General features: G+C 47.9%; 13 protein-coding genes and 3 pseudogenes. 14 read left to right on the top strand and 2 right to left on the bottom strand.

Features of this window, described 5'->3' with window-relative positions; translation table 11 throughout:
* Window positions 1-2 precede the first annotated feature (2 nt).
* The gene (locus PaeBR_RS20060) at window positions 3-851 is read left to right on the top strand and encodes a carbohydrate ABC transporter permease (RefSeq protein WP_410512267.1); all 849 of its coding nucleotides are present in this window, start codon (window positions 3-5) and stop codon (window positions 849-851) included.
* Between the two features lie 44 nt (window positions 852-895).
* A complete protein-coding gene (locus PaeBR_RS20055) occupies window positions 896-2,515 on the top strand; it encodes a cellulase family glycosylhydrolase (protein ID WP_410512266.1) in 1,620 nt (539 codons plus the stop codon).
* 451 nt (window positions 2,516-2,966) lie between these two features.
* Here the strand turns inward: PaeBR_RS20055 and PaeBR_RS20050 are convergent.
* A pseudogene (locus PaeBR_RS20050) lies at window positions 2,967-3,356 on the bottom strand (GbsR/MarR family transcriptional regulator); the annotation flags it as partial.
* 47 nt (window positions 3,357-3,403) lie between these two features.
* Here PaeBR_RS20050 and PaeBR_RS20045 point away from each other — a divergent pair.
* From PaeBR_RS20045 to yunB, 4 genes and pseudogenes are all read left to right on the top strand, one after another.
* A pseudogene (locus PaeBR_RS20045) lies at window positions 3,404-3,556 on the top strand (transposase); the annotation flags it as partial.
* Window positions 3,557-3,601: 45 nt separating this feature from the next.
* Window positions 3,602-3,731 (top strand): annotated as a pseudogene (locus PaeBR_RS20040) (IS3 family transposase); the annotation flags it as partial.
* 460 nt (window positions 3,732-4,191) lie between these two features.
* Window positions 4,192-4,806: a TVP38/TMEM64 family protein gene (locus PaeBR_RS20035; RefSeq protein WP_410512265.1), complete on the top strand. Its 615-nt coding sequence runs from the start codon at window positions 4,192-4,194 to the stop codon at window positions 4,804-4,806.
* 142 nt (window positions 4,807-4,948) lie between these two features.
* On the top strand, window positions 4,949-6,013 hold the full coding sequence (yunB, locus tag PaeBR_RS20030; RefSeq protein ID WP_410512264.1) for a sporulation protein YunB: 1,065 nt from the start codon (window positions 4,949-4,951) through the stop codon (window positions 6,011-6,013).
* Window positions 6,014-6,223: 210 nt separating this feature from the next.
* Here yunB and PaeBR_RS20025 read toward each other — a convergent pair whose 3' ends face one another.
* Complete coding sequence (locus PaeBR_RS20025; RefSeq protein WP_410512263.1) at window positions 6,224-7,111, bottom strand: LysR family transcriptional regulator; 888 nt, start codon at window positions 7,109-7,111, stop codon at window positions 6,224-6,226.
* A 150-nt stretch (window positions 7,112-7,261) separates the two neighbouring features.
* On the opposite strand from PaeBR_RS20025, the gene atoD reads away from it, so the two are divergent.
* The 8 genes from atoD to PaeBR_RS19985 all read left to right on the top strand — a co-directional run bounded on the left by atoD (window position 7,262) and on the right by PaeBR_RS19985 (window position 15,729).
* The gene (gene atoD / locus PaeBR_RS20020) at window positions 7,262-7,921 is read left to right on the top strand and encodes an acetate CoA-transferase subunit alpha (RefSeq protein ID WP_410512262.1); all 660 of its coding nucleotides are present in this window, start codon (window positions 7,262-7,264) and stop codon (window positions 7,919-7,921) included.
* A 2-nt stretch (window positions 7,922-7,923) separates the two neighbouring features.
* Window positions 7,924-8,595, top strand: a complete 672-nt coding sequence (locus tag PaeBR_RS20015) for a 3-oxoacid CoA-transferase subunit B (RefSeq protein ID WP_410512261.1) — start codon at window positions 7,924-7,926, stop codon at window positions 8,593-8,595.
* Entirely contained in the window at window positions 8,592-9,782 is a 1,191-nt protein-coding gene (locus tag PaeBR_RS20010) for an acetyl-CoA C-acetyltransferase (RefSeq protein ID WP_410512260.1), read from the top strand. The genes PaeBR_RS20015 and PaeBR_RS20010 overlap by 4 nt, the downstream gene beginning before the upstream one ends.
* Window positions 9,783-10,397: 615 nt before the next feature.
* Window positions 10,398-11,720 (top strand): IS4 family transposase, encoded by a 1,323-nt coding sequence (locus PaeBR_RS20005; protein WP_410512259.1) that lies wholly within the window; start codon window positions 10,398-10,400, stop codon window positions 11,718-11,720.
* 555 nt (window positions 11,721-12,275) lie between these two features.
* On the top strand, window positions 12,276-13,169 hold the full coding sequence (gene dapA, locus PaeBR_RS20000) for a 4-hydroxy-tetrahydrodipicolinate synthase (protein ID WP_410512258.1): 894 nt from the start codon (window positions 12,276-12,278) through the stop codon (window positions 13,167-13,169).
* A 12-nt stretch (window positions 13,170-13,181) separates the two neighbouring features.
* Window positions 13,182-13,475, top strand: coding sequence for a UxaA family hydrolase (locus PaeBR_RS19995; RefSeq protein ID WP_410512257.1), 294 nt, complete (start codon window positions 13,182-13,184; stop codon window positions 13,473-13,475).
* Between the two features lie 17 nt (window positions 13,476-13,492).
* Complete coding sequence (locus PaeBR_RS19990) at window positions 13,493-14,653, top strand: UxaA family hydrolase (RefSeq protein ID WP_410512256.1); 1,161 nt, start codon at window positions 13,493-13,495, stop codon at window positions 14,651-14,653.
* Window positions 14,654-14,712: 59 nt separating this feature from the next.
* Complete coding sequence (locus PaeBR_RS19985) at window positions 14,713-15,729, top strand: 2-keto-3-deoxygluconate permease (protein WP_410512255.1); 1,017 nt, start codon at window positions 14,713-14,715, stop codon at window positions 15,727-15,729.
* The last annotated feature ends 27 nt before the right edge of the window (window positions 15,730-15,756 follow it).

Raw genomic sequence — 15,756 nt, 5'->3', positions numbered from 1 at the left:
TTATGCGGAAAGCTTACTCTTCCCAAAGAAGACGCGGGGCTGGAGATGTTATCGTTCTGTTGATCTTGATGATAGCCGCATTTATCACTTTATTTCCAATTTATATGGCAGTTCTGAATTCCTTAAAATCGGATGGGGAAATGCTGAATCATATTCTTGCGCTTCCCGGCAGCTTAACTTTCGTCAATTATGCGGATGCCTATCGAAAAATCGATTTCCTTAGAAGCTTTTGGAATACGATTGCCGTAACTTTAATCGGAGTAGCGGGTATTATCCTGCTCGCATCCATGGCCGGGTACAAAATGTCGCGTACGCCCGGAAAGCTGAGCCAATTTTTCTTCGGATTATTTGTTCTGTCTTCCCTGATTCCTTTTCACTCGATAATGATTACTTTGGTGAAGATTTCGAAGGAATTGCATGTTCAGGGCAGTACTTATGGTCTTGGACTGATCTATATCGGGCTAGGCGTTGCATTGGCTGTTTTTCTATATCATGGCTTCGTCAAATCGATCCCCCGGGACTTGGATGAAGCCGCGGTGATGGATGGGTGCGGAGAGCTCCGGTTGTTCTTTGGCATTATATTTCCATTACTGCTGCCGATCACCGCAACGGTCGCAATATTGAATGCGTTATGGATGTGGAATGATTTTTTGCTGCCGCTGCTGATGCTGACGGATTCTGACTATTACACGCTGCTGATTTCTACAAATATGCTGTTCGGTGAGTATAACAACGATTGGTCGGCCATATTGGCTTCTCTGGTGCTGACCATGCTTCCGATAATCATCGTATATTTATTGCTGCAAAAGTACATTCTCAGCGGAATTGCAGATGGTGCTATTAAAGGTTGAACCGGAGAGGACGTTCTGATTTGAATATGGACAATAATATGGGAATGGGATCGCAACATGAAGTACAGGGCTTTGTAAAAGCCGCAGGCAAAAAGCTTGTCAACGGCAGCGGCCAGGAAATATTGCTGCGCGGTGTCGGTTTTGGCAGCTGGCTGCTCCCTGAAGGCTATATGTGGCATTTTCCCGATGAAGGTGATCGTCCGAGGCGAATCGAGAAAATGATTGCTGAACTGGTAGGTGAGGAGAAGGCCGCCGAATTCTGGAACCTTTATTACGACCGTTACACAGCGAAAGCGGATATTCAGCGAATAGCTGCAGAAGGCTTTAATTCCGTTCGTGTCCCCATAAACGCCAGATTGTTAATTGAGGACGGAGAGCCTTTACGGGTGAAGAACGAACGATTGAAACTCATAGACCGGGTTATAGACTGGTGTCGTCAACATTCGCTTTATGTGATTCTGGATTTGCATGGAGCGCCTGGTGGACAGACGGGTACCAATATCGATGATTCGGAGAATAACAAGCCTGAACTGTTCACGAACCCGGCGAACCGGCGGCTGACCATTGCACTGTGGAGAATGCTGGCGGAGCGTTATAAGGACGAATGGATTGTGGCGGGGTATGATTTGCTCAACGAGCCGCTGCCAAACTGGTTTGCGGAATATAACGATCAGGTTATGCCGCTTTATGAAGAGATTATCAAGGCGATTCGCGAAGTGGATCAACGTCATATGATCATATTGGAAGGGGTGCATTGGGCGACAGACTGGTCGATTTTTGATAAGAAACCGGATAATAATCTCATGCTGCAATTCCACAAATACTGGAACCATCCGGATACGGAGAGCATTCAGCCCTTTTTGGACCAAAGAGACAAATGGCAGGTTCCGATCTACATGGGAGAAGGGGGAGAGAATAACAGCGACTGGTTTGCGGGTGCGTTTCAGCTGTATGAAGATCATGACATCTCCTGGAATTTCTGGACGTGGAAGAAGCTTGATTGCACCAATTCCCCATGCTCCGTCAATCAGCCAGAGGACTGGCAGCTTCTGATCAACTATTTAAAGGGCGGCAGCAAGCCCGATCACCATTTGGCGGAACGAATTTTATGGTCGTACTTAGAAAATTTGACTCTTGAACGATGTACTTACCGGCCAGAGGTCGTAAATGCTTTGTTCCGCAGGCCTCCTGCCCGGATTCCTGCAATATTTTATGGCTATAAGGGTGCTGGTGAGAGCTTCGGGATAGGCAAACAAGCTGATCATAACATCGGTTTCCGCGTGGGGGATGGAATGGATATCCGGTTTGTGGAAGATGTAAGGGATAAGCCTAACTTTGAGCATATGAAGGGTGAAAAGTGGAAGGCGGACGAATGGATGTATGTTCAGCTTGCACCGAAGGATTGGGCTGCCTATACGTTCACGATTCCTGTAGTTTCAGCCCCTCCCGCTTACTCGATAGAGATCTATATCCGGACCAAGCCAGGGGGAGCGATCAGTGTCTCCCTCGACGATACTTTCGTAGGATATGCCGCAGCACAGGATGACAACTGGCAGCTTGTCCTGCTTCCGATACCCTTCGCTGTCAGCGCGGGACAGCACCGTATTGTGCTGTGCGCGGAAGGGTTGATTGCGCAAATACAGTGGTTTCAGATCGCCCCCTAAGCAAAATACACCGGAGATTGTGATTGGCCGTGCTACTTAGTTAAGGGCAGCTTGATTTAGGAGATTATGGGCAAGTGAAAGCCGCCCTTCGAAGGTATAGACGCGGCATGGATGATACGAACTAGGTGGTTTTTTGGAAGGTCGTCTTCTTTTGTGGTTTTAAAGAGGAGTGTAGAAACTTTTTCCGCTTAAAGCAGCGGAGAGAACGGACCGATTGTGGAAAAGCGGGAGCGTTCGCCTTTGTGTCCGGATTTTCACCGCTAAGGGGAACTAGAAAAATCTGGACACAACAGCGATTGTAACAACGGTCCGTTCTCGGAGCGTCTCACCCAAGAGCCCGCGTACATCCTGCGCAAAAAACCAGGGGGTGTCCCAAAAGCCATGAAATGGCTTTTGGGACACCCCCTTTTTTACATTTGACTAAAGCTGTACGGTGCAGGGATATTAGCCCTTACTCTTCCTTAGGAATCAGCTCAAAAATCTTGCCGTTCTCCAAAGCCTCAATCAGCTTCAGCAGCCAGCGGTAATATTTAATCGCTTCTTCAATCTTTGACTCATCAGTGCTCAGAAGAGCGGAGATTCCCTCATCCCCGGCATAATCTGCCTTCATGGTATGGATTTCTTTGAGTGATCTCGACAGCGCGGTCATATTTCCCTCCACCGCTTTTCTCCATTTAATAGAGAAATAATCACTGAAGTTCTGATGCCAATCCGGCACCACCTCGAACAGGTCCTTACGTGTGCCTTTTCCCCATACTTTATCGATCATTTTCAAATCCAGCAGTGTCCGCACCCCGGTGCTCATGGAGGTCTTGCTCATCCCCATCGTTTTGCTCAGCTCTATAATGCTACATAGAAACTAGACAGCAAAAAAGGAGATTCTTAGTTGTGCCAACATCGAGAAGAACGTTTACACCGGAAGAAAAAGCTCGTATTGTGCTGGAGATCTTGAAAGAAGAAAAATCCATATCGCAATTGGCCTCGGAAGCAGGCATTCATGCCAATGTCCTGAACCGTTGGAAAAATGAAGCGATTCACAACCTCTCCCAATTGTTTGTAGATGACCGAAAAGGCGTCACCAAAATGAAAAAAGAATACGAACAACAGATCGAAGAACTCTACGCCGAGGTGGGCAAACTCACCACTCAATTGTCGTGGCTCAAAAAAAAATCTGGCCTCTAATCTCGCTAGAGACGAGCGAATTCGTCTGTTGGAATAACAGTTCTTGTGAATTATTCAAAGAAGCAGTCGGATAGTTAACGTGGCTTATGCCACGCCCTATCCGAAGTTTTCTAACTCACGACTGAAGTCACGAGTTTGCGAAAACTTTGATCAATTTCAGTGGACACCGGAAGATATGGATCAGGTAATGGTCTCGATTCAAGGCGGGCAGACCCTGGAAGAAGCGGCTAAAGCATGGGTGGAGAGCAATCCTGACAAGGTTAACGAGTGGTTAGCCGGTATTGAATAGTTCAAGAAATGTGCTATGATTAAAGAACACATGAGGCTACAAAATTGTAACTTGTACGCTAACCACTGTTCTTAACAAATATTCCATAACGTAAGATCATTCAATGAACACCCCGTAAGGGGTGTTTTTCTTGAAAATCAAGAACTTATGCTTTGAGTAAATGAAAAGGCAGCTGCTGCAAGGAGTAAAGAGAGGAGAGAGCTCCGTGACAGAGACCATAAATGCATGGATTGATTGGCTGCTGCGGACCTTAGGTCTCACTGGGCCGTCCATTTTATTTGTTACGATCCCGCTGGCATTGCTGCAGAGCCTGTTCGGATTTTTCCCTTTTGCGATATTAATCGTACTGCATGTATCTGTTTTTAACGTAATCGGAGGGTTGCTGATCAGCTGGGTTGCCTGCAGTTTGGGCGGGGTGCTGGTTTACTTTTTTTTCCGGCGTTACTTGTTCAATTGGTTCGACCGCAAATGGGGATCACGTCTGAAGCGTTATGATAAATGGCAGCGTTATTTGGACCGCTATGGAATATGGACGCTGGTACTGATTCGCACGATTCCGGTTATCCCTAACAATGTGATTAATTTTATGTCGGCGGTATCGCCGCTTCCGACCTCCTCCTTTGTGTGGGGAACGGTGCTCGGCAACCTGTCGTATATTTGGCTCTTCGGAACCATCAGCTCGACCTTGATCGTGCCCAGAGAAGAATGGGGTGCCTACCTTACCTGGTATGGCGTGTTCTGCGTCATTCTGATTGGCGTTTTTATCCGCAGGCATTGGAGTCATCTGCAAGAGGACAAACGCAGCAGAACTGCGGAATGACCGTACATATAACCGTGATCCGGAAGAATGTTCCCAAGGGGCAAGATGCCTATGGGAGTGTTCTTCTTTTTTGTTCACCTGCTGAATACCTTATACCAATAAAGGCGGCTTGACCGCGGGTATGGCGGGAGGGACAGAATCAATGGGCAGAAGAAAGAAATGGGGGAGCCGGAGGCTGAGATTGCCTGCTATGGGACGGTTGCGGTTACCCCGCTTTAGCTGGGACGGGATACCCGGGAGCGCAGGAAGAAGATCTTCATTCAAGACGCGCCGCAGTTCGGTTGGGGGAAAGTTCTATGGGACGAAGTTTGCTGCCAAAAAAAGTAAGCGTAAGCTTTGGGGAGGCGGCGTGGAGGTGAAGGTTGCTGCTTCGGGGGCCCGCCAGCGCAGGCCGCGCAGCCGCCGCAGGTTCTGGCTGGTCTTATCTCTGCTGTTAATCCTAGCTGTCCTGCAGGGAATTCGATATGTGGAGAGCCATTTAAAGCCCCCCATCGTGCATTTGGCCCAAATCCGCGTGAAGCAGATTGCTACCGAGTCGATTAACAAGGCAATCACCTCGCAAGTAGCCAACGGCGGGAAAGCTGAACAGCTGATTGATTGGAAGACCGATAAGAATGGCAAAATATCCGGTTTCATGCTTAATTACGGTGAGCATATGCGCATTACTTCCCAGGCGGCTGAAGTTATTCAATCCACCCTTCAGCAGCTTCGCAATCAGACAGAGCATATTCCGCTCGGTCAAGCACTCGGCAGCCCGCTCATTGCATCCTTTGGCCCTGACGTTCCGATCAAGATTGAACCGCAGGGTGCGGTGAAGGTAGAGCTGAACACCCGCCAGCAAAATGCCGGAATCAATATGATCCTGGTAGAGGTGTTCATTCATATTGTGACCGAGGTAGCCGTAGTCATTCCGTTTGATATGGAACCGCAGGTTGTAGATACGGAGATTCCGGTATCTTATTTGATGGTCGTCGGGGATGTGCCGATGTACTATTACGACAACCAGGGCCAGCCTGTTGGAGAGAACGGAAGCAGTGCCCCTGGAATTGCTATTCCTGCACCGCAGATAAGTGGCGACAGTAAGGAGGATTCGCCGGTACAGGAGCAGCCGGTGGAAAATGACGGGCAAAGTGCACCCGTAAACGAAAGCCCGGATACAGAAAGCACGGATACAGAGAACCCGGTAACGGATAATGTGGAAAGTTAGAGATCTATATAAAATAAACTAAAGAATTAAGGCTCTATCTAAAAATCAGAGGGAAACGATAGTGTTCGCCTTTAAAGCCCGATTTCAACCTGTAATCACCTTACAACCAAGAAATCGGGCTTTAACAGCGATCGGAAGAACCCTCCTTACCCGTAGTGGCTTGATGGACGAACGGTCAACCTCTGATTTTTGTTTTGAGCCAGAATCCCCCTACTCAACCTCTGAATGTTCCCCAAGAAAGCGAATGAATTCCCTCATACATTTGGTTATATAGCGCTCTTTATTCCAGATTAGTACCACATTCCAAGGAATCGAAGGGTTTCTGAGTGGCATGATACGCACATTTGGATTCATAACCTTCACGCAAAGAGGCTCTGGAAGGAACGCGATCCCCAAATTAGCAGAAACTAATTCTACCAATAAATCCCATTGAGCGCTTTCATAAGCGATATTGGCTTCAAAGCCTGCGCTGTAGCAGGCATCAATAATATGCTGCCGCATGGCAAATCCCTTGGCAAACAAAATGAGCGGTTCATCCCGCAAGTCGGACAACGAAATTTCCTCTTTCAAAGACAGGGGATGGGACTTATGAACAACAAGCGCCAGATTTTCTCTCACAAAGGGCTCAATTCCGAAGCTGCCCTCCCTTACAGGAAGGAGTACGGCACCCAGATCAATGCTTCCTTCCAGCACCATGTTTTCTATATTTTTGGAGCCCTCCTCTATGAGCTCAAAGGCAATATTCGGGTATTTTTTCTGGAATGGGGTGACCACCCGGGGAACGAAAACAGAGCTGATAACAGGGGGCAAGCCAATTTTGATCGTCCCCGTCTTGAGGTTCGAGATATCATCCAGTGTTATATGAAGGCCATTGACCGCATCAATAATTAGCTTGATCTGCTCCATTGCTGCCATGCCCGAATCGGTTAATTTAACATATTTGCCTGATCTATCAAATAAAGTCACACCCAGCTCGTCCTCCAGGTTTTTGACCATTTTACTCAATGTCGGCTGCGTAAGATGCAGCTTCTCCGCGGCTTTAGTAATGTTATGCAATTTGGCAACTTCCAGTACATATTTTAAGTTCCGCAAATCCATAAAAAGGGCCTCCAATCTATAATTTTTTTACATGGCTTGCATGCGATGTCTGAATTTTACCCCCTTATTACCTCAGTGTACACTATAAATATAAAGGCAATGGTGTTGAATTTGTTAAAGTGCTCCAGAAAAATATAGGAGGCGTTTGCTGTGAGTAAAGTAACAACAATCGAAGAGATAAGTCATGTTTTCCGTGACGGCATGACGATTATGGTAGGCGGTTTCATGGGCGTGGGAGCACCTGAAGCTTTGGTGCAGGCTCTGCTGGATAAGAATATTCAAGATATAACTTTAATCTCCAGTGATACCGCTCAGGTGGACACGGGAGTCGGACCGCTTGTTATGAACAGACGGCTGAAAAAAGTAATCGCTTCTCATATCGGCACCAATCCCGAAACGGGCAAACAGATGCTGGCAGGCGAATTGGACGTAGAATTAGTTCCTCAAGGTACGCTGGCTGAGAGAGTCCGGGCGGGAGGAGCGGGTTTGGGCGGTATTTTGACCCCTACTGGAACGGGAACCATGGTTGCGGAAAAAAAGCACACGTTGACTATTGAAGGCAGGGAATATTTGGTGGAGCTGCCCCTAAGAGCAGACATTGCCTTGTTGAAAGCGCATAAAGCGGATAAGTCGGGGAATCTGATCTATCGAAATTCGGCACGGAACTTCAATCCTTTAATGGCGCTCGCTGCCGATCTCGTAATCGTACAAGTCGATGAAATTGTGGAAGTCGGGGAAATCGATCCGAATCATGTAATGACACCGGGTGTACTGGTTGATAAAATCATCTGTTGCGGGGAGAGCGAATAATCATGGAGACCAAAGAACTTATCGCAAGAAGAGCGGCTATGGAATTGCAGGATGGAAACGTGGTTAATCTCGGTATCGGCTTGCCCACACTAATTCCCAACTTTTTGCCTTCTGGCGTCAACATTATATTGCAATCCGAAAACGGTTACATTGGGTTGGGCCCGGTTCAGGATGAGATTATTCCCGATTTGGTGAACGCAGGCGGTAAGCCCGCAAGTATTGTTCCCGGCGGTGCATTCTTTGATAGTGCAACCTCCTTCGCGCTCATTCGCGGCGGTCATGTGGATGTCACGATCTTAGGCGGCCTTGAGGTGGATGGACAAGGAAATCTTGCGAACTGGATGGTTCCCGGAAAGATGGTTCCCGGCATGGGCGGAGCCATGGATTTGGTCACCGGTGCGAAGAAAGTGATCGTAGCTATGGAGCATAGAGCGAAGAATGGCTCTTCAAAAATAGTAAGTCAGTGCTCTTTGCCTTTGACGGCTCGCGGAGTGGTATCCCTGATCATAACGGAACTGGCAGTGTTTAAAGTTACAGATGGCGGATTAGTATTGGAAGAGCTTGCTCCAGACGTAGATTTGGAAACGGTTACATCACATACGGCAGCACCTTTTATAGTGTCGCCCAATTTAACAACAATGAAAAATATCGTGTCGGATGAGGTGTTGTTATGAACGGAGCAAAAGAAATAGTTATCGTTAGTGCGGTTCGAACGGCGCTCGGTACTTTTGGCGGCAGTCTCGCAGGCGTACCGGCGGTTGACCTGGGAGCGCTGGTTATTAAAGAAGCATTGCAGCGGGCAGGCGTAAAGCCGGAGCTGGTGGATGAGGTTATTATGGGTAATGTACTCCAGGCAGGACTGGGGCAGAATCCGGCTCGCCAGGCGGCGGTTAAGGCGGGAATTCCTGTGGAGGCATCAAGCCTGACGATCAATAAAGTTTGCGGATCAGGAATGAAGGCGGTTCATTTGGCGGCTCAAAGTATTTTGGCCGGTGATGCGGACGTTGTTGTAGCCGGCGGCATGGAAAATATGTCAAGAGCGCCGTATCTGCTGGACCAAGCACGCTTTGGTTACCGGATGGGCAATGGTACCATCACAGATACGCTTGTGCAGGACGGGTTGACCTGTGCTTTTAATCAATACCATATGGGCATAACGGCGGAGAATGTGGCCGGACAATATGAGATTAGCCGTGAGATGCAGGACCGGCTGGCTGCTTCGAGCCAGGAGAAGGCCATCCGTGCGATTGAAGAAGGAAGCTTCAAGGATGAAATTGTACCGGTAACCATACCGCAGAAAAAGGGAGATCCCGTTATCTTCGATACGGATGAATTTCCAAGAAAGGGAACAAGCTTCGAGAAGCTTTCCGGATTAAAGCCGGCCTTCAAAAAAGACGGCTGTGTGACCGCAGGGAACGCATCCGGAATCAATGACGGGGCAGCAGCTTTAGTCATTATGTCAGCGGAGAAAGCAAGCGAGCTGGGTGTAACACCGCTTGCCCGCATCGTAGCGTATGCCTCCGGCGGCGTAGATCCGTCCATCATGGGGATGGGACCTGTACCGGCCACGCAAAAAGCCTTGCAGCGAAGCGGCTTAACGATAGAGGATATCGATCTGATTGAAGCGAACGAAGCCTTTGCGGCGCAGATGCTGGCAGTAGGCCAGGAGCTCGGCTTTGCCGAAGAGAAGGTCAATGTGAACGGCGGCGCCATTGCGCTGGGTCATCCGATCGGAGCCAGCGGTGCGCGGATTCTCGTTACTCTGCTCCATGCGCTGCAGCACCAGAACGCCCGTACCGGCCTGGCAACCCTGTGCATCGGCGGCGGCCATGGCGTCACGACTATCATTGAATTAATATAGCAGGGTATGAAGAGTACCCCTTGGAACACCCTTCACTTTGTCGAGTAGGATTTAAGTGGGGGTTTAGATGAACGCTCTGCGAACGGACCGTTGCGTAAGTCGCTGTGGTCGTAAGAATTTTATTTATTTCCCTTAACGGTAAAAATCCGGAGACAGCATATGCTTTCGAAGAGAGCTTTCCTTCGGATAGCTTTTGGGCGACCGCTTCGAGCCGGAAAGTGTGTTTGGACAACTGAAAGACATCCGGGGATTCCGGCGATTTCTGCTTCGGGGCATGCCAAAAGTAACCCTCGTAGTCGGTGGCTTTCCCTTGCCCCTAATCTGCTTATGCTAGCCGCCATCGACTGAAAAATGAACACAGCACGTCTCCAATAACCCGGAGACGTGCTGTGTTTTTAGCTTTTTTACAGCTTTGAAGTAAGAAAGGCTGCCTTTTTCGTAAAAAGATCCACCTTATGGGCAATGTCATTAAGTTAAGGCGCAAGGCCAAAAATCAAGAAAAAGAGCAGGTTATCGAAAAGATAGCCCGCTCTTTTTTTTGCACTAAAAAAAGAACTTGACAAGCAGATGGAAATGTGTGGCGAAGCCCCTTGAAAAAACGAGGAGGTTACGCCAATGGATGAGTACGCGATCTCGCTAAAAAAAACGCTGACATCCCTCATACGAGAAATGTCAGCCGCACCCGCTCCTTTTGTCAAAAACCCTGAAAAAGATTTTACCCGAAAGAAAAAGCTGCCCTTTGAAACGGTCATGCAACTCCTGATTTCCATGGGAGGAAACAGCCTTTACAAGGAACTCTTGGAATCGCAGGGCTATGACGTAAACACCGCAACCACTTCTGCTTTTGTCCAACAGAGGAATAAAATCCTGCCGTCTGCTGTGGAATTCTTGTTTCACGAATTTACGCAATCGTATACGGACATCAAGGACTACCGGGGGTATCGGTTACTTGCCATTGACGGGTCGGATTTGCATATCGCAACCGACCGGGCGGACACGGATACCTATTTCCAAAGTCAACCGAACACGAAAGGCTACAACCTTCTGCATTTGAATGCAGCCTATGACTTATGCAACAGACTTTACGTGGATGCCATTATTCAGCCACGGAGGTTGTGCAACGAGGGAAGGGCGCTGGCTGCCATGGTTGACCGTTCCCCCATTCAAGGCAAAACCATTGTTACTGCCGATAGGGGTTATGAAAGTTACAACAATTTCGCGCATATGGAACGCAAAGGGTGGAGCTATGTCATACGGGTTAAGGATTTGAATTCGAATGGCATTCTTTCGGGCTTGCATCTGCCCTCTGGCGGAGCGTTTGATATGGACGTTCATCTGACACTCACCAAAAAACAAACCAAAGAGGTCAAGGCTCATCCTGAGATGTACAAGTTCGTCCCTTCCACGTCTACCTTTGATTTTTTAGATTTGCACGAGAACTTGTTTTACCCGATTTCCTTTCGGGTTGTCCGTTTCGTCCTGCCGGGTGGCGCTTATGAAACCGTCATTACGAATCTTTCTGCCGCTGATTTCCCACCCGATGAAATCAAGTCCATTTATAACATGCGATGGGGCATTGAAACCTCTTTCCGGGCATTGAAATACACCGTCGGCCTGACGAATTTTCACGCAAAGAGACAAGAGTCCATCACCCAAGAGATTTTTGCAAGAATGATCCTGTACAATTTCGCTGAAATGATGACCTCGCACGTCGTCATTTCCCAAATGGATAAACGGCACCCCTACCAAGTCAACTTCACGGTTGCCGTTCACGTTTGTAGACATTTCCTGCGCTCACGGGACGATGAACCCCCGCCCGATGTAGAAGCACTGATTCGTAAGAACATTTTGCCGATTCGACCCATTCGCCCAGGGCAGAAGAATACGCGCAAAATCCGCTGGAAATCAGTCGTTAGCTTCGTCTACAGAGTAGCATAATTCGTTTCGTATGAACATTTTTTTAAGCGGATATTCCGTCCGCTTGTTTGCTGTGCGCTTTTTTCTTGCTTGCACCAAAAAAACAAACGGCACAGGGCTTTTTCCCATGCCGTTTCGGATTCCATTTTTATTCCCAGTCTTATCTTTGAGCTTATCTTAATGACATTGGCCTCGCAGCCTTCTCTTTTTTTTGTGTTTTCCCGCTCTTCGCGAAAAATACAGAGTCCGCTATGATAATTAGCGCAATCTCGTTCGTTCGTACTTGAAAATTTCAAGAGGGTGCAATGACCCTATTGTGGCGGAAAACTCTTATTCATCAAGGGTTTATTCACTAACCGATAATCCCACTGAAATAATATGTTGCAAAATAAAACATACTAAGTGATTATTTTTGAATATTATGTGGACTCGAACTTTTATTATTGCAAAATAAATCAATTATAGATAGAATACAAATATCAGCAAACGCTTACACGTGAAAGTGTTGTCAATTAGAACTAATTTGCATCAATTAACGAGTTGTATTTATTTCGGTTTTAAACGAGGAGGCGAAACATGTTTAAAGGAGTACTTTCTCCGGTCATCACGGTTGTAGACGAGCAAGGGAAGATCGATTGTTCAGGCAACGAAATTTTGATTCATTATTTAGTTAATAAGGGTCTTGACGGACTCCTGTTTTTTGGAACGATGGGCGAATTTTTTGCTTTTACCCATGAAGAAAAGAAAGAGTTTATCCGGTTTGCTGTCCGAACCGTCAACAAACGGACCCCCGTCCTAATCGGTACGGGCGGTACTGTCATTGAGGAAGCGATGGAGCTGACCCAGCTGGCCGAGCAGGAAGGAGCCGATGGGGTAGTCGTCATTTCCCCCTACTACTTCAAGCTGGATGAAGACAGTTTGTACCGTTATTTCGCGGCTATTGCCGAATCGACCAGCCTACCGGTCATGCTTTACAATTTCCCGGACCGTACAAACGTAAACCTGAGTCCCGAACTGGTGCTCAAATTGGCCAAGGATTTCAGCAACATTATAGGAATCAAAGACACAGTGGATTCCATCAGTCATACGAGAAGGCTGATTGAAGTCGTCAAATCGGAATGCCCCGATTTCAGCGTTTTGGCTGGATTCGATGAGTATCTGGTGCCGAACCTGCTGGCGGGCGGAGACGGTGTTCTTTGCGGATTAACGAACATTGTTCCGGAGATTTTCACTCAAATCATGGCGTCGTACCGGAGCGGCGATTTCGAACGCGTGCAAACCGAGCAACGCAGAATCGGTATTTTAATGAATATTTACAACGTATCCCAACCCTTTGTGCCAGCGATTAAGCAAGCGGTTAAGCTCAGGGGGCTGGCTATTTCGCCTTATGCCAAGAAGCCGGCCGGTATGCTGGATGATTCCCAGATTAATCAGATAAAGGCGCTTTTCCGGCAAGCAAATATTGAATAAGGGAGAGAAAATATGGAACTGACAGTGAATGCGCTCATTATTGAATCCAAGGACTCGGTAGCCGTTGCGGTTGAACCTCTGCAAGAAGGGGACACGGCCGTTTATAAAATCAATGGAGAAGCAAGAACAACGCAAATTGTGGTGAACGTTCCGATCTATCACAAGTTTGCCGTTGTGGAAATCAAAAAGGGGGATGAGGTGTACAAATACGGGGAAACGATCGGCCGCGCTACTGGGGACATTCGGGCAGGGGAACATGTGCATACCCATAACGTTGTGAGCATTCGGGAAACCATCCAAAACTAGGGGAGGAGGAGAATATTATGAAATTTCTGGGTTATAAACGACCGGACGGAAAAGTAGGGATTCGAAATCTTGTGCTGCTTTTGCCGGCCAGTGCTTGCGGGAGTGATACTTGCCGATTTGTTGCCCGTGAAGTTAAGGGAACCGTAAACATCATTAACCAGAACGGTTGCGCTCAAGTTGAAAGCGATCTCAAAATTACGCAGGATGTGCTCGCCGGTCTTGCCGCCAATCCCAATGTGTATGGAATTATCCTGATCGCTTTAGGCTGTGAAAATAACCAGGCAGCCGACATGGAAAAAATCATTCGGGCAAAAACGAATAAACCGCTCAAAACGTTCATCATTCAAGAAGAAGGGGGAACGGCAAAGACTACCCAAAAGGCTAGTGAGGTTGCCCGCCAAATGGTGGAAGAGGCGTCGAAGCTCGAACGTGAGGAGTTTGACATTTCGGAACTCATTGTGGGAACCAACTGCGGGGGGTCCGATCCGACATCCGGCCTTGCGTCCAATCCGGTGGTAGGCAATATGAGCGACCGTTTGGTAGACTTGGGGTCAACGTCGATCCTTTGCGAGACAACAGAGTTTATCGGAGCCGAGCATATTTTGGCTAAGCAGGCTGCTACGCCTGAAATCGCTGATCAAATTTATACCATTATCAAACGTTACGAGGATCATTTGACAAATGTCGGAGAATCCTTGCGTAACGGGAATCCTTCACCCGGGAACAAAGCGGGGGGGATTACTACCCTTGAGGAGAAGTCGCTCGGTTGTATTCATAAAGGGGGCCACCGTCCGATTGTCGAGGTTTTCGACTATGCGCAGTCTCCGACCAAGAAAGGCTTGGTCATTATGGATACGCCGGGCTATGACATTGCTTCCGTTACCGGTGTTGCTGCCGGCGGTGCACAAGTGATGGTGTTTACAACGGGCCGGGGGTCGGCAACCGGAAACCCGATTATGCCTGTAATTAAAATAACGGCCAATAAACAAACCTATGACAAGATGGAAGACAATATGGATTTTGATGCGAGCCCTGTCATCCGCGGAGAAAAATCGGTGGAACAGATGGGCGAAGAGTTGTTGAACTGCGTAGTCGAGGTGGCAAACGGCACACAACCCAAAGCTGAATTCTGGGGAATGAGCGATATCGCCATCAGCAGGATTTGCAATTACGTGTAAGCTTTAATCGAATGGAATTATAACATTTGAAATCGCTTACTAATAAAAAGGAGGATAAGATGAATATTTTCAACCGTGTTCAGAAGATACCCGGCGGTTTGATGGTTGTTCCGCTGTTCCTTGGAGCCATTCTTAATACATTTGCTCCCGGGCTAATCCAAATTGGAGGGTTTACTGAAGCTTTGGGTTCCAAGGGTTTTCCGACTCTATGCGCCGCCTACCTGTTTTGTGTAGGAACCAGAATGAGCTTGAAGGCCGCTCCGGTCATGCTCAAAAGAGGGTTTGCCATCCTGTTCGCAAAAGTCGGTATCGCAACATTAATAGCGCTCGCTGTGGCCAAATTTTTTGACGGCGACCTTTGGGGACTTACTACATTAGCTATTCTGGCGGCCATGAATGACACCAATGGCGGAATGTTTATTGCCTTAACAAGCAGTATGGGTGACCAAAACGACTCCGGTTCCTATGTGGTGCAAAGTATCGAAACAGGACCGTTTCTGACGATGCTGGTTCTGTCCGGTGCCGGACTGGCTGCCATTCCATACCTGGCTATGGTTTCGGTTATCGTCCCGATTTTTTTGGGAGCTTTATTAGGCAATTTGGATAGTAACATCCGTAAGTTTTGCGAGAAAGGTGAAATTTTGGTTCCGTTTTTCGCCTTCGCCCTGGGTAACAACATTAACTTGAAATCTGTTATTGACGCAGGATGGTCGGGTATTATTCTCGGTATTGCAACTTGCGTGATTACGGGCTTGGTATGTATGCTTGCCGACAGATTAACCGGTGGAACCGGACTTGCCGGCGCTGCCGCCTCTACAACCGCAGGCAATGCAGCCGCTACACCGAAAGCGATTGCAATGGCAGATCCGGCTTACGCAGCTATCGCACCGATGGCTACTCTGCAAGTGGCTGCTTCAGTAATCGTGACCGCCATTTTAACTCCTATTCTTACGACATTAGTCTACAAACGTAATTTAAGGAAAAAAGCTGTGTTGGCTGAAGCGGCGAACGTGACGACTTTACCGGTGTATGACGCCAGTGATCCAGCCCCGGAAGGCCGCTCCGAATCGTTATAACCAATAAATTTGTACCAGGAGAGTGAT

Origin of the sequence: Paenibacillus sp. BR2-3, from assembly GCF_046529485.1 — a bacterium.
Lineage (GTDB): Bacteria > Bacillota > Bacilli > Paenibacillales > Paenibacillaceae > Paenibacillus_AQ.
Note: the sequence above shows the minus strand (reverse complement) of the source record. Positions and strands in the feature narration are given on the sequence as shown.